The organism is Rhizobium sp. UFLA01-1127, assembly GCF_059803845.1.
Genome location: NZ_JAUQTZ010000043.1, coordinates 1 through 22,775, shown reverse-complemented (window position 1 = coordinate 22,775; position 22,775 = coordinate 1). Strand labels below are relative to the sequence as shown.

Below are 22,775 nucleotides of genomic sequence, written 5' to 3'. Positions count from 1 at the left end.
CAATGGGATCAAACGAAAACCGGGATTGAAAGTTCCACCTCCCAGTAGTGACGGTCACCGGGAGTGCACCGCCATCCCAATTGTCAGGAACAATGCGGCCTGAGGACGGTTTTAGGAGCGAGGGCGGAACGTCATGCCATGGCCCGCCACAAAAATACACTCATCCGACAGGAGACCGTTCATGAAACATCAGCAGCCGCGTGAAGGCGCACCAGGAACCACCGATCAATCGCCGCGATGGGAAGGACCGGCTGGATCAAAGCCGGCCGGATATCTTCCGGCCAAGGATGGCGGGGAAAAAGCGCGCGATGCTCATGGCGAAAACATCGATCATCCCCGCAAACGCGGGGTATCCGACGCCTTGAAACAAAAGGGCGACGATTGACGGCGCCGCCAAAGTGAAAGCCGCATGTCAGGCTGGTGGGCTCACGCCTGCAATTCCACTTTAGGGGCAAATCCGGCAAGGAATGGCGTCTCTGGGTGACAGACGGACGGCTTCCGCGCCATGCGAATGCTTCAGGAATGCTCAAATGGATGAACAAGGACGAGTTGGCCACGCTTCGATGGCTGGACTCTTGTTCACGGCATCAGCTGGAGCCAAAAATAGCCGTAGGGCTGAAACATGATTGGATAGCGAAGCTTGCAGACAGCCGGAAATGCCGTCCTCCCGAACAGCTCCGTGGGGCTTCTACCCGAATACCGATGTAAATCGAGCATGGCGGCCTGAGCAATATTCGACAGGTTCGCAACGCAAAGAATGCATTCCCCGCGATATTCCCTGACATACGCGATGACGGCGGGATTGTCGGTGCCAACAAAGTGAATCGCTCCCCTTGCGAAGACTCGATGCGCCGACCGGATTGCCAGGATGCGACGGACCCAATTCAGAAGAGAATGCGGGTCCTTCTCCTGGGCGGCCACATTGATCACCTGGAAGCCGAAACGAGGGTTGTCGACGAGCGGCAATGCGATGGTCTCCGGATCGCTGTCGGAGAATCCGGCATTCTTACCGCTGGACCATTGCATGGGTGTGCGAACACCATCTCGATCTCCCAAATCGATATTGTCGCCCATGCCGATCTCGTCGCCATAGTAGAGCACCGGGCTGCCGGGCAATGAGAACAGCAACATGTGGAGAAGCTCGACGCGGCGCCGGTCCTGATCCATTAGCGGCGACAAACGGCGTCTGATGCCCAGGTTCAATCGGGCGCGTTCGTCGGAAGCGTAGGTGTCCCATAGAAAATTACGCTCGGCCTCGGTGACCATTTCCAAGGTCAGCTCGTCATGATTCCGCAGGAAAATGGCCCATTGGCAATCCTCGGGAATGCCATGGGTCTGCTGCACCATGGTGATGATCGGCTGGGAGTTTCCCATTGCGATCGCGGTGAATATTCGCGGCATCAGCGGGAAGTGGAACGCCATGTGGCATTCGTCCCCTGCTCCGAAATAATCCCGTGCCTGATCTGGCCATTGGTTTGCTTCTGCAAGGAGTATGACACCGGGGTAGCTCGCCTCGAGCGTCTTTCTGATGTGCTTGAGCAGCCTGTGCGTTTCTGGAAGATTCTCGTTATCGGTGTTCTCTCGCTCAACGAGATACGGAACGGCATCGAGGCGAAAGCCGTCCACGCCAAGATCGAGCCAGAAGCGCATGATATCCAGAACCGCTTCGATGACCGCGGAGTTGTGATAGTTCAGATCCGGCTGATGGGAGTAGAAGCGATGCCAGAAATAGGCGTTCGCAACGGGGTCCCAGGTCCAGTTGGATCTTTCGCTATCGACGAAAATGATGCGCGTTTCCGCGAACTTGTCGTCCGTCTCGGACCAGACGTAGAAATCCCGCTCCGGGGACCCGGCTCGCGCGTGCCGGGCACGCTGAAACCAGGGATGCTGATCGGAAGTATGGTTGAGAACCAGCTCCGTAATGACATGCATCTTGCGGGCATGAGCGGCATCCACGAACCTCCTGAAATCGTCAAGTGTACCGAATTCCGGACTGATGCTTTCATAGTCGAGCACGTCGTAGCCGTCGTCCCGGCGAGGAGACGGATAGAACGGCAGGAGCCAGATTGCATTGACGCCGAGCGATGCCAGATAATCCAGCTTCCGCGTCAATCCGGCAAAATCGCCGAATCCATCCCCATTGGCGTTGAAGAACGACTTTACATGGAGTTGGTAGATGACAGCATCCTTATGCCAGGATGCATAGCGAAGCTCGCGTTCGGTTTCGCTCAATCGTCAGCTCCCTCGGCAACCATTGTTTCAACCAGGCGCGACTGGTTCTGGCGCAAAACTAATGTTGCCACTCGTCTGTTCAAGATTGCTCAGGGGAAATCCACGGCTCGACGCCGATGTTCACTCCCGTGACGAGGAATACGAGGGCAGCTCGCTTGTTCGGATTCCAGAGCCATCATGGCCGGTTTTCCCGCGCCAATCGGGATCACTTCTTGCCGTTCGCCTTGCCCCGGTAAACGGGGCAAGAACATTGTTGCCAGCTACCTGCTGCATTCTCCGCCGATCAGGCAACTTCCTCCGACAGCTTTTCAAAGATCGGCCTCAATCGCCGATGGCGTCCGACCGGCGGATGCTCAATTTCCACCACACGCCCCGATTTCTTCTGCCGCTTCAGCCATTCACGCAGGGTTTCGGCGCTCGTATGGTCAAGATAGTGCAGACGGGCGCCGGCGATCCTGATCTTGCGACCCTCAGGAAGCGTTTCCAGCGTGTTGAGCAGGGCGGGAACATCCTTGCATGTCGCTACACCCACAAGGTCGAGGTGGATGGTTTCATCATCCTCCAATCTGTCGATGGCGAGCTTGCGACGCAGATACGGAAGGATTTCCAGTATAGACAGTGCAAGACCGAGCGCCACGCCGACGAGGAGGTCCTGGAGTACCACCATTGCCACCGTCGCAGTCCAGATGCCGACGGGAACCCAGCCGTGATGATCGAAGAGGTGGCGGACATGATGGAGACTGATCAGCCGCCATCCTGTTACCAGCAGCACCGCGGCGAGCGCTGTCAGCGGCACCATGGCAAGCAGCTGCGGCAGAAATGCCACCAGCCCAAGGATCCAGACACCATGCAGCACCGCCGACGCGCGGGTCCGCGCGCCTGCCTGAATATTGGCGGACGATCTGACGATCACACCCGTGATCGGCAGCGCACCAAGCAGACCGCAAAGTGCGTTGCCGATGCCTTGCGCGAACAGTTCCTTGTTGAAGCGGGTCCGCACGCCATCATGCATTCGATCAACGGCGGCGGAAGACAATAGCGTTTCCGCACTGGCGATCACGGCGATGACCAGTGTCGCCACGATGATACCCGGCTCGACGATCCTCGCAAAACCATCGAGCGTTGGCAGCGAAATGCTGTCGATGAGAGAGGACGGCACCTCCACCCTGGCGATCGGCAGCTGCATCCCGGCCGTCAATATCGTGCCAGCAGCAACCCCTACCAGAGCACCGGGTACCAGCATCAATGGCTTTGGCCTGAACTTCTCCCATGCGATCATGGCCAGCAATGAGATCAATCCCACGAGGAGAGCAACCGATTCCTGGGTCAGTCCCGCACCCCAAACGCGGCGGAGGGTCTGCTCCATAGCGGAGACGTTCTCGATGCCTCCGGCAGCAGGTCTTGCCCCCATCAGCACATGGATTTGGCCAAGAATGATGAGGATGCCGATTCCGGCGAGCATGCCGTGGACCACCGCAGGCGAGATTGCCCGAAACCACGACCCGATCTTCAGGAATCCGGCAAGGACCTGCAGCAATCCCGCCACGATGAGAACCGGTCCGAGCATGGCAACGCCATATTGTTCGACGAAGCCGAAGACGATCACGGCGAGACCCGCCGCCGGTCCTGACACCTGCAGCGGAGATCCGGCTAGAAGGCCGACGACAATGCCGCCGACAATGCCTGAAATGAGGCCCATGGCCACCGGAACGCCTGAAGCCACGGCAATCCCGAGGCAAAGCGGCATGGCGACGAGAAACACCACAAGCGACGATGGGAAGTCTCGCGAAATAACAGAGCTTGAGATCATCGGCCTACTCCGCAGCTTGCGGCATCACATGGGGGCGACCACGACCCGTGACTGCGACGGGCAAAGGTCTGTCCTCCATGATGTCCGTGAAGCGAGCGGCCGCACCGTCATAGACCAGCACCTCCCCCGTCTCGATATCGAAAAACCAGCCATGCAGGGTAATGTCGTTGGTCGCCAATTTGGCCGCGACCGAAGGATGCGTGCGCAGATGGTCGAGCTGGACAACGACGTTTTCCATGGCGATGGCGCGAACCCTTTGGCGCTCGGGCAGATCGGCAGGATAGGCCTCGCAAACGATCGAATGGGCCGCATGGCTATGTTTCAGCCACGCAGCGACATTCGGCATCGGCTTCAGGAGATCGGGCTGGCAAAGTCCTTTCATGGCGCCGCAATCGGAATGCCCGCACACGATGATATCGCGAACGCCGAGTGCGACGACGGCATATTCTATCGCCGACGATACGCCGCCATTGGCCGTCGAAAACGGAGGAACGATATTTCCGGCGTTGCGGCAAACGAAAAGTTCGCCGGGACCGGATTGCGTGATCGTTTCTGGCATCACCCGGCTGTCGGCGCAGGAAATCATCAGCGCTTGCGGTTGCTGTCCCTCCTCCGCCAGCCTGCGATAAAGTGCCTGATGGTCGGGGAAGACGGCACCGCGAAAGCTGGAGATACCTTTAAGCAAATCACCCATTGTCGAGTCCTTGTGATGGGCCGGACGGCAGGCAGGGGGCGTACCCATGCCCGGCGGGTTGGAATGCGCGATCATTTCGCAAGTGCGAGATAGGAACGGACAATCGGAAGAAAATAGCGAAACTGGAATTAGTCGAATCTAATTTATAAAAACCTTGTGAGTGGATTGTGAGATGACTTTAGTTGCAATCGGCTATGCGCAATTCCCCGCCTCGGTTTTGACATCCATCGCAGAGGCGAGATATCGCATTCGGTATTGCGCGTTACAGTTGATGCGATAACATGCATCTGGTGTTTTCTCGGGGTGAGTACCGGTGCTCCTGCGTCAATCCGTTCTGGCCATTGTGGCATCCGCAACCTTGTTCGGCGCGGCGCATGCAGACATGACGATACAGCGCATACCAATAGAAAACGCCGTCCCCGTTCTTCTGCTGAAGGGTGAATTCAGCCAGTCCGATGATCCTCAGCAGCTCTCCCGGGAAGTCGCAGCAAGCGGCGCCAAGGCCGTTACCTTTGACAGCAACGGCGGCAACATCCTTGCAGCCATGGCCTACGGCAGGATGATCCGGTCCCTCGGGCTGGCGACCTTTCAGCTGCGTGCCAGCCAATGCGCATCCGCCTGCACGCTCGCGTTCGTCGGTGGGGTGATCCGCCAAGCAGAGCCCGGCGCCATCGGTGTTCATCAATCTTCGTTTGCGCCAGGTGCCGGGCTCGACGGTCCTACTGCCGTGGCTGCGATACAGACGATGACGGCACAAATCATGTCATATTTTACGGAGATGGGCGTCGATCCGAAGCTGCTTCAGGTCAGCCTCTCCGTACCCAGCGACGACATGCGATATCTCACCGCCAGCGAGATGCAGAGCTATGGTGTGACCTTCGGCAACCTCAACGATATAGCCGGCCGGCTTGCCTCAGGGGGAGGGGCTGTGCCGGCGGCTCCCTCTTCCGCATCGCATGAACCTGCAGCACAGACAACCGAGCAAAAGGCCCGGGCCTTTATATCTGCCTATTATGACGCATGGTCTGGCGGGAATACCGAAGCCGTTGCATTCATGGAAAAGGCGTATGGCGAGACCGTGGATTTCTACGGAAAGGCGGCGCCCAAAGCGGAGGTCGTCACTGCAAAGCGCGACTTTGCGATACGATGGCCGATCCGGGCCTATAGCGAAAGGCCGCAGTCTCTAAAGATCAGTTGTTCGGACACCTGTAGGATCGACGGAAGTGTCGATTGGTACGCAAAGCGCGCCGGCGATCGCATATCATCGGGAACTGCGGAGTTCTCCTTCGTCTGGGATGTGAAGACCGGAATGTTCATATCGGAAAGCGGAAAGGTCAGCGAGACCGACAAGGGAGCCTCCGCACCGATCCGCCTGATAGCCCAGTGGCAGGAGCAAAACGGAGTATGCCGCGGCGGTAGCGGAGATTCGGCTGACACTCTGGCAGCCTGTGATCGACGCGAGCGCATCACAGCGAAGCTTCAGACCGTCGGCTGGTGCTTCGGTCGCGAAGGCCAATATGGCTATCAAATGGACTGGCATGCATGTGACGGTCCATCGTCTCAGCAAGCAGCTGCGGACGTCAACGCATCAGGCGCATCGAGTGTGGTGCGGAAAAACCCGGCCGACTTTCCGATCCCAGGCCGATTTGCCGGAAAGACGATGCTGCCGGACTTCAAGGGGCGAGACCGCCAGTTCAACTCCTTCAGAACGCGTATTCGTGACGGGATGCGCCAGGGGCCTAACTTTGCGGGACACTACACCCTCATTCAGATCGGCTGCGGAACGGGATGCTCCTTTGCGATCGTCGCCGATAACAAGACTGGCCGGCCGGCGAGCTTTCCACGCGGCGGCGAAGCGAACATGTATCTCGCGTTGAATTATAGTCTCGAAAGTCGCCTGCTTGCAGCTCAATGGTTCAGCTACGATTCCGGTCGCTGCTTCCTTGAGTATTTCGACTTTGATCGAGATGAATGGAAGCCGCTGACGAAGGCCGACATCGGAAATAGCGATACCTGTTACAAGGCGATCGAAGAAAATCTTCACTGATGCCGCGCGGTTGCGGGGGGAGAGACGGTTATCCGAGACTCGAATAGCATCCCCACTCGGACCGGCGCTGTCGCGGCTCAGAAGGATTGGCCTAATCCCGAGCTCCGCGCAGTTGGCCGGGGCCGTTCGGCGATGCGGGATCTGCGGGACGGGCACTCTCGACATAAAGACCATAGCTCGTCCCATAGCCTGCGACGCTCAAGCGCATGCCCGGCGCAAGGCTCTGTCTAAAGCTATCGGGGAAGCCGCACAGTTCTCTGAACATCAAGGGCAATCCCTCAAGCTTGATCGGTCGGCGACAGTCTTTGCTTTCAAATCCGTCGATTTGCACTACTGTATAAGGCAGCTCGACATGGGCACCGATGAACAGTGGGAAGATCATTGGAACGATAAGAATGGCGATATTCCGACCGGCGGCAAAGGCAAGCAATGCCGCACCGCCAATGATAATTGGGTAATCGTCCCGAGGCTCCCGATATCTGTGCAGTATCAGAACATAGACCGCGGCCGATACTAGGCCGATGGCAAGGCTCGGTATACTCATCAGTGCCGCCCACTCCGTCGACGGCAGAAATAATGGAAGGAACACGCCGACGACCATTGGCACCGCGATACCGATCAGTAGCCAAAGCCAAAGCAATTTCTGGGCAAGCCAGGGAAGCTTCCCCCGTGCTTGACGTTGTCCGCCACGTGTTCTCGCCGGCCTATTTGCAGCGATAATACGCCTGGCCTCCGCCGCGGTCATGGCGTGCGGGTAACGCGGTGGCACCTCGATCTTGCCAGATGCAATCCAGCGCTTGATTTGCTTGATCTGGTTATCCGCAGCAGGTTCATGGACCTTGATCCAGGCCGAGAGTTCCTTGTCGTCGCCGAGCGCGCCATCCGGGACCGCCTGATTTATGCGCAATGCAATCCATTTGGCACGCTCGACTTTTGTCGATGAGGGGTGACGCACTGTCATATGTTTGCGCTGGCCTCATCGAACCTTTTGATCAGAAACTTATCCATCTGCGGCTTTCATCTTCAGTAGTGAACATCTCGTCAGCGATCATCTATAGTAGAAGAGCGCCGCCAGTGCACGGCTCGATGTCAGGATCGTGGCACAGAGAACCCCGCAGCTGAGCGATCTGTACCATGCCGCTGGCTGACATCCTCGTCGAAATTGGCCGTAACACCCCAAACGGGCTGCACGGGCGATTTTCAAGGGCGTTCGGCCATACTGTTTAGTGGAACACTATCGACGTTGACGTGTTCTTCGTCCCAGATGCGCCAAGCTGCCGGGGTTGCGACAGAGCGATGAAAGAGCGGCACGCCAACGAAGCAATTAGCCCGAAGCCAGACGAAGCCAAGTCCCGGCAACAGGCTTTGCAATTCATGACTACAGAACATTTCGTGCTGCAGACTGCCCGTGCGGCAACGATCCAGGAGGCGAACCAACGCGCCAACCTGTTTCTGACGTCGGTCTCGAGTGCGACGATCGCCCTTGCCTTCGTGGCCCAGGTCACGCAGATGGGGCAGCCGTTTGTCTTGTTCAGCCTGATTTTGCTGCCATGCCTCTACTTCATCGGCCTTGTCACGTTCGTGCGGACGGTGCAGGTCGCCATCGAAGACATGGTGCATGCACGCGGCATTGCGCGAATCCGCCATTACTACGTCGAAGTCGCGCCGCTGATGGAGAAATATCTGGTCCACTCCATTCACGACGATGGTCAGGCCGTTCTGAGCGACAAGGCTCTCAAGCAGTCGCGCTGGCAATCGTTCATGAGCACCGCCGGTCTGGTGAGCGTCATTGCCGGTGCAATCGCCGGCGTCTTTGCTGGAGTGGTCGTCAAAACGGCCGCCGGCTCGGGCGTCCCTGTCGCAGTTGTCCTGGGGATCGCCATTTTCGCGATAAACGTTGCTGTCATGCGGCGTTATCACGTTCGGACCTGGAGGGCCGCGGAGCGGAGATTGCCGGTTCTGTTTCCTAGCGAGAAGAGGCTTCGCCGTTGATGGGCGGTGGGCACCACCGGGTAATTGAGCGCAACGCAATTTGCGAAAGGTTTCAACTTTGCATCGCTGAGCCGTAGTTCAGCGCGCATGCTGGGAGCAATTCAATTGCGGCCTGCCCAGGGGCGTGATTTTGCGAGAGAAATCTTATGACAACCGTGTTTGTCTCGTTGAGTGTCTCAACAGGGCAAGTGGATCGAGAATCTGGCCGAAGCAGACCACCGCTACCCGCTCGCCGGTGGTCTTGGCGATATACATGTATTCATCCGCGCGTTTGACATAGGATTGCACAGTGTCATCTGCCCGCAGGAACGTAACGCCCACGGCAGCGCCGGTGAACGTGACTTGACCGTCAATGGGTATCGGTTTGAAGATTCGTTCCATCGCCTCTTGGAGATGCCGCTGCAAATCACCGGCGAGCTTCCGGTCGATGTCGAGCAGCACGGCAAATTCGTCGCCCCCGATCCTCGCAATGAAATCGGTGGCACGAAAATTCTCACGCAGTCTATTGGCGATCGTTCTCAGCACCTCGTCACCTGCCGAATGCCCGATCGTATCATTGACGATCTTAAAATCATTCAGGTCGATGTATGCGAGAGCGAGTTTCCGATCATTCAGCAGATTGCGAGCGACGGCGTCGGCGATAACTTCATCGAAACAGGCCCTGTTGGGAAGACCGGAAAGCGCATCGGTACGGGCGGAGGCCTTTAGCGCGTTCTCGATCTCACGTTGCTGCCTGACGCGGGCGGAAACGTCGATAATGATTTCGACATCGAAGGAAATTCCGTCAATCACGGTGCGCTGGGCAGAAATAAGCGTCGGAATGACTGCGCCGTCGGCATAGGTAATATCCACCTCTTCCAGCTCATAGGCGCCCTCTTCTTCGAGAAGGCGATGACGGCGGTCCCTGGCTGGATTGTCAATCGCCGCACCATCGGAAGTCAGCCTTTTTCCCCTGATGTCGTCCCATTTCAAGCCAGTGAGCCGCAGATAAGCTTCGTTGACTTTAACGTAGCTGGATGTCTTTGTGTCACTCGTCGTGATAGACATCGCTATAGGTGCGGATTCGAACATTCGCACCAGCATCGATGCCAACAATTCTGCCGGCAAAATGTCTTCCTGGTCTGCCAAAGATGCTGCGCCGCACTTTCCAGATTCTTGGAAACCCAGCTCATACTTCACTGTTGAGGGACGCCAGGGTGCAACCGCAATATCGGTTAGCGATTTCGCTTGCCACACCTCCGTCGAAGTTCCGAACCGTTCTATTTTCGGCTCGCATCCCGTTTGTGCCGCAACCGCGGTGATGACGCCGTACCACTTCACGATCCTGCCTTCGGCGTCGCGATGCGGCTTTGCGCGACTGAGCATCCATGTCCACGCATCGCCGTAGAGTCTCATTCGGAACATCGTTTCAAATGGCTTGCCCGACGGCAACCATGCAAGCCATTCCTGCCGGACCCGGAGCCGGTCGTCCGGATGCATACGGCGATACCAGTCCGCAACACGATCAACGGTGCTATCAGCCATTCCATCGAGTGTGGGTCCCATGAAACTGACAACACCTTTGGCGTCACTCGACCAGGGAATACTTGCACTGAGTTCGATCGATCGCCGAGCGTGGTCTTCGGTTTCCCTCAGCGCGGCCTCGATCGCCTTGCGATCCGTAACGTCGATCGCGGTAACCGAAATGCCGATCTGCTCGCCCCCATCGTCCTCGACAGGCTGGTTGATGACAAGGAAAGCTTTTTCGCTGCCGGCAGGCTGGTATTCGTTAATGACGACGGTCTCGCCGGCGAGGACACGCCGCAGATCGCTCACGACGCGAGGCGCGTCGCGATCAGGTACGAAGCTATTCACCGCCCGCCCGATCAGGTCATCCGGACACAGGCCAAACATTGCCGCGAAGCGATCGTTGACGCTGACATAGCGCAGTTCCATGTCGAGAAAACACAGGCCAATCGGTGCCGCTCTGTACAAAGCGTCCAGCTGGTGAACGCGCTGGAACAGCGAAACGTTTGCGGCACGTTGAGACAGCGATTTTTGTTTGTGGCATGCCAGCCACTGCGCAGTCTCAGTCCCATTCAGGGGGTTGCCGAATAGCCAACCCTGTCCGACATCACATCCTAGTCGACGGAGAATGGTGGCCTGTTCTTCGGTCTCGACACCCTCTGCGACGACGGTCATGCCCAGACTTTGACCTAACCCGATTACCGAAGCGACGATCTTACGGCTATCGTTGTCGCGCTGCATTGAGCGCACGAAACTCATGTCTATCTTGAGTTTGTCGAACGGGAAGGCGTGCAATCGGGTGAGACTGGCAAATCCTGTTCCGAAATCGTCAAGCGCAAAACCCATGCCAGCAGATTTCATTAGAGCGATCGTTGACCGTACGGTCTCATCATCTTCAAGCAGAACGCTTTCCGTTATCTCAATTTGAATTCGATCTAATGGAAAGCCCGTCGCCTGAACAATGCTGCGGATGAATTCGAACAAATTCGGATCACGGAATTGTACGGCGGAAATATTGATCGCTAGCACGAAATTTCCCGGCCAGAGATTTGCCTGCTGACACGCTTCCGAGATGATCTTTTTTGTCAAAGCATCGATCAGGTCGTTTGCTTCGGCGATAGGGATAAATTCCGATGGCGGGATGATGCCAATTTTGGAATCGGTCCAGCGCGCCAAAACTTCAAACCCGACGAGCGCCCCGCTTTGCATGTCCACCAAAGGCTGAAACGCTGGCCAGATTGCTGGCGTCGACAATGCCTGTTTCATGGAATGCGGCGATATCTTCCGGTCACTCAGAAAACTGCGTTGCTCTGCGTCTGACCGTTGGCCGTGATTCTGGAGATTTGTTTGAGCGGTTTTCCCACGAGAGATCATTGTGCTTCCCACCTGCGCGCAATAATCATGCCGGCATCCGCTTAAAATTCGATTATTTCTTTCGAGTATAGTGAACTGCGATAGGTATATGATCAAAATCTTATAAGCATCCAGTGAAGTTGTTGCACTTTCGGCTGATGGAGTTCTCAACTATCCTGCTGATGTTGGTGCGATATTCTTGACAAGAGCTGCGCAGCTTCATTGCAGGGCGACCAGGCGGTAAAGGCAATACCGTTGATCGGGCCATCGAGCACGAAGAACGCGGCGACGCGGTCGTGGCGGGCCTGGATCCGGAGGCGTTTTCGCCGCATGGGCTTCGGTCCGGTTGCCTGACCGAAGCGGCCAACTGCCGTGTCCCGCTTCAAGAGGCTATGCAGCAGTCGCTGCATAAGTCGGCGTCGCAGGCGGCAGGTTACTACAACAAAGCCGAGCGGAAGAACGGTCGAGCGGCACGCTTCGTCATTTGATGAGTGGGCCTCAATTCGCAGTTTTACGACGCAAATGTCAGCGATCCGTCGAAGCATGATTACGGCACGCTCATTCTCACCGCCGGAAAATCTCAGTCTTCCGAACGGATATAAACCTGCAGCGTGTAGCCGATATGCTCGGTCATCAGCGTCCTCGCCCGCTCCTGATCGCGGTCGAGGGCTGCTTCCATCAGGGCTGTATGATGCTCGAGCGCCATAGCGTCCCGCAAAGCGGCGACTGCCTTCTCGTAGCCGATCGAGAGACCCGCAGCGGCACGTTGCGTCGGCGCAAGACCGAGAAAACGATGATGGCGGCGAAGCTGGTCCGAGATGGTGGACTGGAAACGCTGCAGCCAGTTCGATGTCGCCGCACTGACGAGTGCTGTATGGAAGGCCGTGTGCTTCTCATCCCATTCGTCCGCCATTTCCTCGGAAGCGGAATCGGGCACGATCCTGCAGCGCGACAGGCGATAATGCGCCGTCACGACCGCGGATTCCCAATCCGGACCGCCCCTTTCGATCGATTCCATAAGCAGCGGCAGCTCTATGACCATCCGCGCCCGCATCAGGTCCTCCAGCTCCGCGCGCGAAACGGGGGCCACCGCAAAGCCGCGATTGCTGACGGCAGTGACCAGCTTTTCCGCCTCCAGCCGCGAGAGCGCCTCTCGAAGCGGCGTCCAGCCGACGCCATAGGCATCGCGAAGGGCGCCGAGCCGCAAGGAAGTGCCGGGCCTGAGCTTGGTGTTGAGGATATCGCGTCGCAGCAGCCGATAGGCGGCCTCTGTCTTGTTCAACGCATCCTTGTCCTGCATGGTCCTTGTCCCGCTCCTCGCAGCATAGATTATATATAAAATCGCCGTAGCGTAAAAATATATATCAAATACGCTCATCGTGAATATCATATATTGAAAATTGACAGGCTTGCCGCAGTTGCTATGATCCGCCCCAAGAGAGCCGAACGAATACGGCTCCCTGTCACATTCGGGAGGAAAATATGCTGAAATCTACGTCCAAGTGGCTGTCCGGCCTTGCCGTGGCCGGCGCTTTCATGGCCGGCGTTGCCACGGCTTCGGCAGAGCCCATCAAGATCGCGATCGCCAATTTCGGTGAGCATCCGCAGCTCAACGCTTCGATCGCCGGCTTCAAGAAGGCGCTCGCCGACAACGGCTTCGTCGAAGGCAAGGATGTCGTCTATTCCGAGAGCAATACGAGCTTTGACGCTTCGCTCGTTCCGCAGATGATCGCCAAGCTGCAGGCCGAACATCCGAAGCTGATGTACACGGTGACGACGCCGGTGTCGCAGATCGCCAAGAAGGCGCTTGCAGGCTCCGGCATTCCGATCGTCTTCACCGCCGTGACCGACCCGGTCGCCGCCAAGCTTGTTCCCTCGTGGGACGCTGGCGGTGACGGCATTACCGGCTCGAGCGACCTGCAGGACATTTCCGCAATCCTCACCTTCACCAAGAAGCTGCTGCCGAATGCCAAGCGCCTCGGAGTACCCTACAATCCGGGCGAGGCCAACGACGTCGCTCTGATCGACAAGGTCAAGGCCGCTGCTCCGGCAGCCGGCTTCGAAGTGGTCCCCGTCGGTGTCGACAACGTCAACGACATCCAGCAGCGCATCGCATCGCTCGCCGGTAAGGCGGACGTGATCTACACCCCCGCTTCCAATCTGCTACAGCCGGCAATCCCCGCCGTTGCCGCCGCCGCCCGCCAGGCACAGATCCCGATCGTCAACTCCGACGACGCGGCTGTCCGCAATGGCGTCGTGCCGGCAAGCTTTGCCGTCAACTATGAGCAGGTCGGTGAAAACGCCGGCAAGATCGCCGCGCAGATCTTGAAGGGCGCCGATCCGAAGACAATCAAGCCGTCCGTTCCGGCCTATAAGGACCACGCACCGCTGATCAACAAGACCGTGTTGAAGGCGTTCGGCGCTGAAGTCCCGGCTTCGCTTGCCGATTGCAATTGCTTCACGCAGTGATAGGCAGCATCTTCTGCTACAGCGACCTTTGCGCGTCATATGTGACGCGCGGCGCTGTAGGATCAATCCGATCCATGGCGGCGTCAGGGACGCCGCCATTTCATAACCCTACACTGCAGGGGAGGCACGGATGCTCGATATCAAATCCGCGCGCAAGGTTTTCTACAGAGGCCAGCCCGACGAAAAGGTCGCGCTCGACGGCCTGACGCTCTCCCTCAAGACAGGCGAATTCGGCGTCGTCATCGGTTCGAACGGCGCCGGCAAGAGCAGCATGCTGAATGCGATTTCCGGCGCACTCAGCCTTGATTCCGGTCAGATCCTCATCAACGGCAACGACGTGACGAACATGCCGGTCCACAAGCGCGCCGCCCGTCTTGCCCGCGTGTTCCAGGACCCGATGAAGGGAACGGCGGCCAGCATGACGGTCGGCGAGAACATGCTTCTGGCGGAGCTGCGCGGCAAGAGCCGCGGATTTCGTCCCGGCCTGAATGCGGCTCGCCTCGCTGCCTACAAGGAACGTCTCGCCGTTCTCGGCCTTGGCCTCGAAAACCGGCTGGATACCAAGGTGGAACTTCTTTCGGGCGGCCAGCGCCAATCGCTGTCCCTCATCATGGCGGTCGGCGGTTCGCCCGACGTGCTTTTGCTCGATGAACACACAGCCGCACTCGACCCACGCACGGCCGATATCGTCATGCAGGCGACCGTTCGCACCGTCGAGGCGCTGAAACTGACGACATTGATGGTGACGCACAACATGCAGCACGCCGTCGATTTCGGCGACAGCATCATCATGCTCGATGCCGGCCGCGTGCATCTCGAAATTGCCGGCGAAGGCAAACGGCGCATCACCGTGCCCGAACTCATCGGCCACTTCGCCGTCAAGACCGACCGAATGCTGCTGGTGAGCTGACATCATGATGGATTTCATTCAGACAACCGTTTCGAGCTTCGTCTCGCTCATCCCGGTCACGCTCGCGCAGAGCTTCATCTTAAGTTTCGTCGTGCTCGGCATCATGATCCCGTTCCGGATGCTGAGCTTTCCGGATCTGACCAGCGAAGGCGCCTTCCCGCTCGGCGGCTGCGTCTGCGGCATCCTGCTGGCAGCCGGCGTCGCGCCGCCGCTCGCGATCGCCGCCGCTTTCGTCGTCGGCCTTGCCGCCGGCTGCTGCACGGCCTTCATCCACCTGCGCTTCCGCATTCATACGCTGCTCGCCGGCATCCTGATGTCGACCATGCTGTACAGCGTCAATCTCGGCATCATGGGCAAATCGAACCTCTCCGTCTTCGGCTCACCGACGGTGTTCGATTGGGTGCCATTCACGGAGGCCGGCTTTCCCGCCAGCAAGATCGCCGTTGCCGGCGTACTCGCCGTCGTCGTCCTGATCGCCCTCAATCTCTATTTCAAGACGGAGAAGGGCACGGCCATGCGCGCCGTCGGTTCCAATCCCGACATGGCCGAGGCGCAGGGTATCAATGTCTGGGCCGCCACCATCGGCGGCGTCGGAATCGCCAGCGCCTTTTCCGCCGCCAGCGGCGCGTTGATGGTCCAGTCGCAGGGCTTTGCCGACGTCAACATGGGTATCGGCATCCTGATCAACGGCCTTGCAGCCTTGATGATCGGCGAAGCCTTCACCGGCAAGCAGACCGTGCTGCGTCAGTTGCTGGCGCCGTTCGTCGGCTCGATCATCTACTATCAGCTCGTATCGCTCTGCCTTGCCGCCGGCATGCCGCCGCCGAACCTGAAACTCGCAACCGGCCTTTTCGTGCTCATCATGCTGGCGCTTCCGAGCATCCGCCGCCGCGGCGGAGCCGTCAGCCGAGAAACCATTCGCGAATAAGTTTACGAGGCAACGACATTATGGACAGCCTTCCCGATCTCGCCGCCGTCGAGGCCATGGACGAGGCCGACCCGCTGCGCGTTTTTCGCAGCCGCTTCGCCCTGCCGGCCGGTGTCATCTACCTGGACGGCAATTCGCTCGGCGCGGCCTCGCACGAGGTCTTTGCCGAGGTGCGCCAGGCCGCCATGGAAGAATGGGGCAACGGCCTGATCCGCAGCTGGAACAGCGCCGGATGGTTCCATCTGCCGCTCGAGCTCGGCGACCGGATCGGCCGGCTGATCGGAGCTGCCGAAGGCCAGACCATCGTCACAGACTCCACATCGATCAACATCTACAAAACCTTGCATGCGGCGCTCGCAATGCGGCCCGGCCGCAATGTCATCGTTGCGGAGGGCGATAGTTTCCCCACCGATCTTTATATGGCGGAGGGTGTGGCTTCGACACGCCCTGGCCTGAAGCTCCGCCTCGAGGGCCGCGATGCCGGCGCGATCGAGGAGCTGATCGACGAGAATGTCGCCGTCGTCCTCATCAATCACGTCAACTACAAGAGCGGCGAGCTGCGCGACATGGCGGCGCTGACGAAGCGCATCCAGGCGGCGGGCGCACTCGTCATCTGGGATCTCTGCCACAGCGCCGGCGCCCTGCCCGTCGATCTCGACGGTGCGGGTGCCGATTTCGCCGTTGGCTGTACCTACAAATATCTGAATGGCGGTCCGGGTGCTCCTGCCTTCATCTACGCCGCAAAGCGCCATCACGCATCGATCGTTCAGCCGCTCAGCGGCTGGTGGAGCCACGCCCGCCCCTTTGCTTTCGAACAGAGCTTCGACGGCGATACGGGCATCAAACGTTTCCTTTGCGGCACGCAGCCGATCCTGTCTCTGCGGGCGCTGAAAGGGGCGCTCTCCATCTGGGACGAGGTGGACATGAATGCCTTGCGCCAGAAAAGCGTGGCGCTTACCGATCTCTTCATCCGCCTGGTCGAAGCCAAATGCGGCCAATATGGTGTGGAACTCGAGACGACGCGCGACAGCAAGAAGCGTGGCAGCCAGGTCTCCTTCATTCACGGCAACGCCTATGAAGTCATGCAGGCGCTGATCGAACGCGGCGTTATCGGCGATTTCCGCGCTCCCTCGACATTGCGCTTCGGCTTCACGCCGCTCTATGTCGGCTATCGCGACGTCTGGCGAGCCGTGACGGTGCTGGAAGACATCCTGAGCAGCGGATCATGGAGGGAAGCACGCTTTGCGGTGCGGGCAGCCGTGACCTGATCTGCAGGCGCCGGCAGCTGGAGAGAGGAAGCTGAACATGAGCTATTTCAGGGTCATCGATTGGGAGAGCGCTTATACGAACGGCGCCTATATCGTCAATGGCGATCGATGGCCGGCCGCCTGGGTCGAGCCGGCAAAGTCCTTCCGCGACAGCCTGACGGCGGCGGGACGCGCGAAACTCGACATCGCCTATGGACCTGCGGAACGCAATCGCTTCGACCTGTTTTTGCCCGAAGGCCAGCCGAAGGGATTGGTGGTCTTCGTCCATGGCGGCTACTGGCTACAGCTGGACAAGAGCTATTGGTCGCACCTTGCCGACGGCTCGGTTGCGGCCGGATATGCCGTCGCGATCCCGTCCTACACGCTTTGCCCGGAAAATCGCATCGGCGGGATCGGCAAGGAGATTGCAGCCGCGATCACCGCAGCGGCCGAACTGGCCGACGGCCCGGTCATGTTGACGGGGCACTCTGCCGGCGGCCAGCTTGTCGCCCGGATGATGACGACGACCTCGCCGCTTGGCGAGGCGATCCAGAAGCGCATCCGGCATGTTCTCGCCATTTCCGGCGTGCACGATCTGCGCCCGATCATGAAGCGCAAGATGAACAAGGAGCTTCGCATCGATGACGCAGAGGCAAGGGCCGAAAGTCCAGCCTTGCTGGAGCCGACCGACGGCGTTCGTCTTACCTGCTGGGTCGGTAGCGCCGAGCGCGCCGAATTCATCCGCCAGAATGCACTGCTCGCCAATATCTGGACCGGTCTCGGCGCAGCGACGAACGTGGTGGTCGAGCCGGACAAGCATCATTATTCGGTACTCGACGGCCTTATGGATGCCGCTCATCCGCTGACGCGGAGCCTGCTCGCTGAATAGAAGTTTCGTGATTGCATCAAGGCGATGCTCTCGGCGCATCTCTGACGCCGAGAGCATCGCATGTCGGTTCTTGTTTAGCCCTTGACGGGCGCATTCATGGCCCAGGCGACGCCGAAGGGGTCGCGAAGCTGACCCCAGCGATCGCCCCAGAACATTACCTGAGGCTCGACGACCACTTCCGCTCCCGCATCGACGGCGCGCTGCCACCAGAAATCGAGGTCATCGACAACAAGCTGCATCGTGAAGGACTGCGGCTTTTCCAGCGCATGGCCGTATTCCGGGAAAGCGTCGCCGAGCATGACCGAGCTGCCGTTGATATAGAGATGGATATGCATCGTCCGGCCCTTTTCATCGACCGGATACATGAAGGCCTGTTCGGCACCAAAGGCACGCTTGTAGAATTCTGCCGCCTTCGCGGCGCCACCAACCGTCAAATAGGCCACGACCCCGCCGCGAACCGGTACGCGGGGCTGCTGGGACTGCATCTGATCTGCTGCATCGGTCATATTCGTCTCCTTGGGAACGGTTCTGCGTTTAAGGCCCTTTTCGATGGGCTGCTCCAAGGACGCTGGTCGATCATTATTCCCGACAATGGCTGTTAAAGTTTTTTGCTTTTTTTGCCGGCTCCACCCGGCCTTATTTATCCCTTCCATGTGCAGGTTCTTTGGGCCGCAAGCGACGTGACGTTCAAAGCCCTGCCCTGCCGATCGCATGGATGACGCCATGAAGCTCGCCAAGACCCTTCAGCCGTCCGATGAGGGAATAGCCGGGATTGGTCGGCTTATCGATATCGTCCCCGATAAGGTGCCCATGATCCGGCCGCATCGGGATCAGATGGTCTTCTCGGCCCTCGTTGCGGCGGCGCGCCTCCTCCGCGAGCAATGTGCGCAGGATGGCATAGATATCGCTGCGCCCTTCCAGATGCGAGGCTTCCACGAAGGAGCCATCCGCTTCGATCGCAACATCGCGCAGATGCGCGAAATTGATGCGCGAGGCAAACTCATGGGCGATCATCCGAACATCATTGTCGGCACGGGAGCCTAGAGAGCCGACGCAAAGCGTCAAGCCGTTGGCCGGATCGTCGACATTGCCAAGGATGCGGCGCAGATCTGCCGCCGTCGAGACGGCGCGCGGCAGGCCGAAGAGCGAAATGGGCGGATCGTCGGGATGGATCGCGAGCCTGGCGCCGAGTTCGGCGGCAACGGGCACGACTTCCTGCAGGAAGGCTTCGAGATTGGCCCTAAGGTCCTCAGCCGTCATTCCGTCGAAGAGGGCAATGGCTGAGCGGATGGCTTCACGGCCATAGCTGTCCTCGCCGCCGGGAAGACCGGCGATGATGTTGGTCTCCAATCGCTGCACGGCCTCCGGTGAAAGCCCCTTCAGCCGCTCTTCGGCACGCCGCACCAGGGCCGGTGCATAATTTTCCTCCGCCCCCTTCCTGCGCAGGACGAAAACGTCATAGGCAACGAACTCCACCATGTCGAAACGCAATGCGAGCGCGGTGGTCGGCATTTCGAAGCGCAGATCCGTACGCGTCCAGTCCACGACAGGCATGAAGTTGTAGCAGACAGTCTTGATGCCGGAGCGCGCCAGATTGGCCAGACTGTCCTTCCAGACACCGATCGCTGCCTTGGCCGCAGCTCCCCCGAGCTTGATGGCGCTGGGAACCGGGATCGATTCGCACACGCTCCAGCGCAACCCCGTCGCCTCGACGAGCGCCTTTCGCGCCTCGATTTCGGCCGGCGTCCAGACGCGTGAATGCGAAACTTCATGCAGTGCCGTGACGATACCGGTCGCGCCAGCTTGGCGTGCATGCGAGAGCGGAACAAGATCCTTCGGGCCGAACCAACGCCAGCAGCTTTCCATACGATATCCCTCCATTTGTCGGTCAAAATACTGCTGAAAAGGGAAATGTCCATCACCCGGCATCGCTTGACAGCGCTTATTGACCAACAATATGCTTTTGATCGCGGAGGAATGATGGTGATGGAAACCGCTGAGATCGGGGATAGGGGTTCGGCGGTCGACCAGGTGGTCGATGCGCTGCGGCGGCTGATGCGCGAGCGCAATCTCGGCCTTGGCGACGCCCTGCCCTCGGAAGCCGAACTCGCGTCGATGTTCAATGCCAGCCGCAATACGGTGCGCGAAGCGATCCGCATCCTGAAGGCCTACGGCATCGTGGAAAGCCGCCAGAAGGTCGGCGCCGTTATAACGGATCGCCGCCAGCAGGCGCTGATGGACCTTTTCTCCTTTGCCATCGATATGTCGGCGGAAAGCTTTCTCGATATCCAGGGATTTCGTCGCCTCATCGAGGTCAATCTCAGTGATCTTCTGTTCGAAACTGCCGATGAAACCGCCGTCGACAGGCTGCGCTCCATCAACGAAGCGATGAAGGCCGCATCGACGTTGACCGAGGCTGCGGAACTTGATTTCAGATTTCATGCCGCTCTTGTCGGCCTCGCCGGCAATCAGACCCTGTCACAAGTCTACGGCATTCTGCAGCCATTGTTGCAGCGGCTGATGGAAGCGGGCAAACGCACTCGCGAAGCCGTCGACAGCGCCTATAATGACCATCGCGCCATTATCGAAGCGTTGGAACAACGGGATCGAATCGCCTACGCCTATCACATGAACCGCCACCTGCAGGCGGGCTTGCAGTTCATCGCGCCAAAGGCTGTTTGAGACATCCATTCCATAACGGACACATGACATGAAAAGACAGACGCTCGACACCGGCTGGACCCTCTCACGCCTTCGCTCGCCTTCCAGCGCCCCGGCCCTGCCCAATTCGATCTCTGCCGGCGTGCCGGGCAACGTGCATCTAGACCTGATGGCGGCGCAGCTGATCGCCGATCCCTATCTCGACGTCAACGAAATCTCGCAGGACTGGATCGGCCGCTCGGCCTGGCGCTATCGCCTGGCCTTCGATTGGGACGGCGACGACGCCGAGCGCATCGACCTTGCCTGCCTCGGCCTCGATACGGCGGCACGCCTGGAGCTGAATGGCACGGCGCTCGGCGAAACCCGCAACATGCACCGCAGCTACCGGTTCGACATTGCCGACCAGCTGAAAAACGGCCGCAACGAACTGATCGTCGATTTTCAATCGGCTTACGAGCATGGCGAGGAGGTGCGCAAACAGCTCGGCAGCGCCGCCGACATCCCTCAGAATTACCCCGGTCCGAGCAACCTCATCCGCAAGATGGCCTGCAATTTCGGCTGGGACTGGGGTCCCACCGTCGTCACATCGGGCATCTGGAAACCGATCGTCATCGAGAGCTGGTCGAAGGCACGCCTCGGCAGCATCCGCCCGGAAATCACGCTGCAGGGCAGCCAGGGCGTTGCGCGGCTGCATGTCGAGATCGAATGGGCCGACAAGGGTACGGATAGCGTGGCCCTCGTGCTCTCCATCGGCGGCAAACGCGCGGAAGTCCGCGTCGCGCAAGGCGAGACCCACGCGCTGATCGAGTGCCGTATCGACAATCCGCAGGTCTGGTGGCCGCACGGCATGGGCGGCCAGCCGCTTTACGATCTCGACCTGCAGCTTCTCGGCTCGGATGGGGCGGCGCTCGATGCCTGGAAGCGGCGCGTCGGCTTCCGTTCCGTGCGGCTCGATACGGCACCGGACGAGATCGGCTCCGCCTTCACGCTCGTCGTCAACGACGTGCCGGTCTTTGCCCGCGGCGCTAACTGGATTCCCGACGACTGCTTTTTGCCGCGTGTGACACGCGAGCGCTACCGTGAGAGGATCGCCCAGGCCCGTGATGCCAATATGAACATGCTGCGCGTCTGGGGCGGCGGCATTTATGAAACCGATACCTTCTATGAGGAATGCGACGCGGCCGGCATCATGGTCTGGCAGGATTTCCTGTTTGCCTGTGCCACCTATCCCGAAGAAGAGCCCGTCTACAGCGAGATCGAGGCGGAAGCGCGCGAAGCGATCACGAGGCTCATGCCCTATGCCTCGCTGGTCATCTGGAACGGCAATAACGAGAATATCTGGGGCTATTTCGACTGGGGCTGGCAGGATGTGCTCGGCAACCGCCCCTGGGGTGCCGGCTACTATCTCGATCTCCTGCCGAAGCTGGTCGCCGAGATCGACCCGACCCGGCCCTATTGGGCGGGCAGCCCCTATTCCGGCTCGATGGAAATCGCGCCGAATGCCGATGAACACGGCTGCAAGCACATCTGGGACGTCTGGAACGAGGTCGGCTACGAGACCTACCGCAATTATATCCCGCGCTTCTGCTCCGAATTCGGCTGGCAGGCGCCGCCGACCTTCGCAACCCTTGTCCAGTCCGTGCGCGAGAAAGACCGCGCACCGGCCTCGCCGGGTGTCCTCCATCATCAAAAGGCGACTGGCGGCAACGACAAGCTTCTGCAAGGGTTGGGAAGCTGGTTTCCCCACCCGCAAAATTTCGACGACTGGCTCTTCGTCACGCAGCTCAACCAGGCGCGCGCGATCAGCTATGGCATCGACCACATGCGCTCGCATCGGCCGACCTGCATGGGCACCATCGTCTGGCAGCTCAACGACTGCTGGCCCGTCACCTCCTGGGCAGCGATCGATGGCGCCGGCCGGAAAAAGCCGCTCTGGTATGCGTTGAAGCATAGCTACGCTCCGCATCTCCTCACCATCCAACCGCGCGGCGATGGCCTGGCCGCGGTCGCAGTCAATGACGCAACTCTATTCTGGCG

General features: G+C 59.2%; 17 protein-coding genes and 2 pseudogenes. 11 read left to right on the top strand and 8 right to left on the bottom strand.

Annotation, left to right across the window (positions count from 1 at the left end; all coding sequences use genetic code 11):
• The first annotated feature begins 181 nt into the window (after positions 1 to 181).
• The gene (locus tag Q4Q11_RS13265; RefSeq protein ID WP_498569746.1) at positions 182 to 385 is read left to right on the top strand and encodes a hypothetical protein; all 204 of its coding nucleotides are present in this window, start codon (positions 182 to 184) and stop codon (positions 383 to 385) included.
• 203 nt (positions 386 to 588) lie between these two features.
• On the opposite strand, the pseudogene treS reads toward Q4Q11_RS13265, so the two are convergent.
• The 3 genes and pseudogenes from treS to Q4Q11_RS13250 all read right to left on the bottom strand — a co-directional run.
• Positions 589 to 2,232, bottom strand: a pseudogene (gene treS, locus Q4Q11_RS13260) (maltose alpha-D-glucosyltransferase); the annotation flags it as partial.
• 283 nt (positions 2,233 to 2,515) lie between these two features.
• Positions 2,516 to 4,042, bottom strand: a complete 1,527-nt coding sequence (locus tag Q4Q11_RS13255) for a SulP family inorganic anion transporter (protein ID WP_498569745.1) — start codon at positions 4,040 to 4,042, stop codon at positions 2,516 to 2,518.
• A gap of 4 nt (positions 4,043 to 4,046) precedes the next feature.
• Positions 4,047 to 4,736, bottom strand: coding sequence for a carbonic anhydrase (locus Q4Q11_RS13250; RefSeq protein WP_112509535.1), 690 nt, complete (start codon positions 4,734 to 4,736; stop codon positions 4,047 to 4,049).
• A 313-nt stretch (positions 4,737 to 5,049) separates the two neighbouring features.
• Here Q4Q11_RS13250 and Q4Q11_RS13245 point away from each other — a divergent pair, with 313 nt between their 5' ends.
• The gene (locus Q4Q11_RS13245) at positions 5,050 to 6,783 is read left to right on the top strand and encodes a COG3904 family protein (protein ID WP_498569744.1); all 1,734 of its coding nucleotides are present in this window, start codon (positions 5,050 to 5,052) and stop codon (positions 6,781 to 6,783) included.
• Positions 6,784 to 6,874: 91 nt separating this feature from the next.
• Here the strand turns inward: Q4Q11_RS13245 and Q4Q11_RS13240 are convergent, their stop codons facing one another.
• A complete protein-coding gene (locus Q4Q11_RS13240; protein WP_498569743.1) occupies positions 6,875 to 7,744 on the bottom strand; it encodes a hypothetical protein in 870 nt (289 codons plus the stop codon).
• 413 nt (positions 7,745 to 8,157) lie between these two features.
• Between Q4Q11_RS13240 and Q4Q11_RS13235 the strand changes: the two genes are divergently transcribed.
• A complete protein-coding gene (locus Q4Q11_RS13235; RefSeq protein WP_498569742.1) occupies positions 8,158 to 8,775 on the top strand; it encodes a hypothetical protein in 618 nt (205 codons plus the stop codon).
• Positions 8,776 to 8,919: 144 nt separating this feature from the next.
• Here the strand turns inward: Q4Q11_RS13235 and Q4Q11_RS13230 are convergent, their stop codons facing one another.
• A complete protein-coding gene (locus tag Q4Q11_RS13230) occupies positions 8,920 to 11,547 on the bottom strand; it encodes an EAL domain-containing protein (RefSeq protein ID WP_498569741.1) in 2,628 nt (875 codons plus the stop codon).
• Between the two features lie 386 nt (positions 11,548 to 11,933).
• Here Q4Q11_RS13230 and Q4Q11_RS13225 point away from each other — a divergent pair.
• A pseudogene (locus Q4Q11_RS13225) lies at positions 11,934 to 12,122 on the top strand (integrase); the annotation flags it as partial.
• A gap of 92 nt (positions 12,123 to 12,214) precedes the next feature.
• On the opposite strand, the gene Q4Q11_RS13220 reads toward Q4Q11_RS13225, so the two are convergent.
• Positions 12,215 to 12,934, bottom strand: coding sequence for a GntR family transcriptional regulator (locus Q4Q11_RS13220; RefSeq protein ID WP_113214483.1), 720 nt, complete (start codon positions 12,932 to 12,934; stop codon positions 12,215 to 12,217).
• Between the two features lie 182 nt (positions 12,935 to 13,116).
• Here Q4Q11_RS13220 and Q4Q11_RS13215 point away from each other — a divergent pair, with 182 nt between their 5' ends.
• From Q4Q11_RS13215 to Q4Q11_RS13195, 5 genes are all read left to right on the top strand, one after another.
• Positions 13,117 to 14,103, top strand: a complete 987-nt coding sequence (locus Q4Q11_RS13215; RefSeq protein ID WP_498569740.1) for an ABC transporter substrate-binding protein — start codon at positions 13,117 to 13,119, stop codon at positions 14,101 to 14,103.
• 130 nt (positions 14,104 to 14,233) lie between these two features.
• Positions 14,234 to 15,013, top strand: coding sequence for an ABC transporter ATP-binding protein (locus tag Q4Q11_RS13210; protein WP_113214481.1), 780 nt, complete (start codon positions 14,234 to 14,236; stop codon positions 15,011 to 15,013).
• 7 nt (positions 15,014 to 15,020) lie between these two features.
• Entirely contained in the window at positions 15,021 to 15,941 is a 921-nt protein-coding gene (locus Q4Q11_RS13205; RefSeq protein WP_498569765.1) for an ABC transporter permease, read from the top strand.
• A 20-nt stretch (positions 15,942 to 15,961) separates the two neighbouring features.
• Positions 15,962 to 17,209: a kynureninase gene (gene kynU / locus Q4Q11_RS13200; protein WP_498569739.1), complete on the top strand. Its 1,248-nt coding sequence runs from the start codon at positions 15,962 to 15,964 to the stop codon at positions 17,207 to 17,209.
• A gap of 37 nt (positions 17,210 to 17,246) precedes the next feature.
• Complete coding sequence (locus Q4Q11_RS13195) at positions 17,247 to 18,077, top strand: hormone-sensitive lipase (protein WP_498569738.1); 831 nt, start codon at positions 17,247 to 17,249, stop codon at positions 18,075 to 18,077.
• 74 nt (positions 18,078 to 18,151) lie between these two features.
• Here the strand turns inward: Q4Q11_RS13195 and Q4Q11_RS13190 are convergent, their stop codons facing one another.
• Complete coding sequence (locus Q4Q11_RS13190; protein WP_498569737.1) at positions 18,152 to 18,583, bottom strand: VOC family protein; 432 nt, start codon at positions 18,581 to 18,583, stop codon at positions 18,152 to 18,154.
• A 181-nt stretch (positions 18,584 to 18,764) separates the two neighbouring features.
• Positions 18,765 to 19,943, bottom strand: a complete 1,179-nt coding sequence (uxuA, locus tag Q4Q11_RS13185) for a mannonate dehydratase (protein ID WP_498569736.1) — start codon at positions 19,941 to 19,943, stop codon at positions 18,765 to 18,767.
• A 120-nt stretch (positions 19,944 to 20,063) separates the two neighbouring features.
• Here uxuA and Q4Q11_RS13180 point away from each other — a divergent pair, with 120 nt between their 5' ends.
• Complete coding sequence (locus Q4Q11_RS13180) at positions 20,064 to 20,759, top strand: FadR/GntR family transcriptional regulator (protein WP_498569735.1); 696 nt, start codon at positions 20,064 to 20,066, stop codon at positions 20,757 to 20,759.
• Positions 20,760 to 20,787: 28 nt separating this feature from the next.
• Positions 20,788 to 22,775, top strand: a 1,988-nt coding sequence (locus tag Q4Q11_RS13175; protein WP_498569734.1) for a glycoside hydrolase family 2 protein, incomplete at its 3' end; no start/stop codon positions are given.

Coding starts and splice junctions, on each gene's coding strand:
- Q4Q11_RS13265 (WP_498569746.1), top strand. CDS start 182: ATGAAACATCAGCAGCCGCGTGAAGGCGCACCAGGAACCACCGATCAA.
- Q4Q11_RS13255 (WP_498569745.1), bottom strand. CDS start 4,042: ATGATCTCAAGCTCTGTTATTTCGCGAGACTTCCCATCGTCGCTTGTG.
- Q4Q11_RS13250 (WP_112509535.1), bottom strand. CDS start 4,736: ATGGGTGATTTGCTTAAAGGTATCTCCAGCTTTCGCGGTGCCGTCTTC.
- Q4Q11_RS13240 (WP_498569743.1), bottom strand. CDS start 7,744: ATGACAGTGCGTCACCCCTCATCGACAAAAGTCGAGCGTGCCAAATGG.
- Q4Q11_RS13235 (WP_498569742.1), top strand. CDS start 8,158: ATGACTACAGAACATTTCGTGCTGCAGACTGCCCGTGCGGCAACGATC.
- Q4Q11_RS13230 (WP_498569741.1), bottom strand. CDS start 11,547: ATGAAACAGGCATTGTCGACGCCAGCAATCTGGCCAGCGTTTCAGCCT.
- Q4Q11_RS13220 (WP_113214483.1), bottom strand. CDS start 12,934: ATGCAGGACAAGGATGCGTTGAACAAGACAGAGGCCGCCTATCGGCTG.
- Q4Q11_RS13215 (WP_498569740.1), top strand. CDS start 13,117: ATGCTGAAATCTACGTCCAAGTGGCTGTCCGGCCTTGCCGTGGCCGGC.
- Q4Q11_RS13210 (WP_113214481.1), top strand. CDS start 14,234: ATGCTCGATATCAAATCCGCGCGCAAGGTTTTCTACAGAGGCCAGCCC.
- Q4Q11_RS13205 (WP_498569765.1), top strand. CDS start 15,021: ATGGATTTCATTCAGACAACCGTTTCGAGCTTCGTCTCGCTCATCCCG.
- kynU (WP_498569739.1), top strand. CDS start 15,962: ATGGACAGCCTTCCCGATCTCGCCGCCGTCGAGGCCATGGACGAGGCC.
- Q4Q11_RS13195 (WP_498569738.1), top strand. CDS start 17,247: ATGAGCTATTTCAGGGTCATCGATTGGGAGAGCGCTTATACGAACGGC.
- Q4Q11_RS13190 (WP_498569737.1), bottom strand. CDS start 18,583: ATGACCGATGCAGCAGATCAGATGCAGTCCCAGCAGCCCCGCGTACCG.
- uxuA (WP_498569736.1), bottom strand. CDS start 19,943: ATGGAAAGCTGCTGGCGTTGGTTCGGCCCGAAGGATCTTGTTCCGCTC.
- Q4Q11_RS13180 (WP_498569735.1), top strand. CDS start 20,064: ATGGAAACCGCTGAGATCGGGGATAGGGGTTCGGCGGTCGACCAGGTG.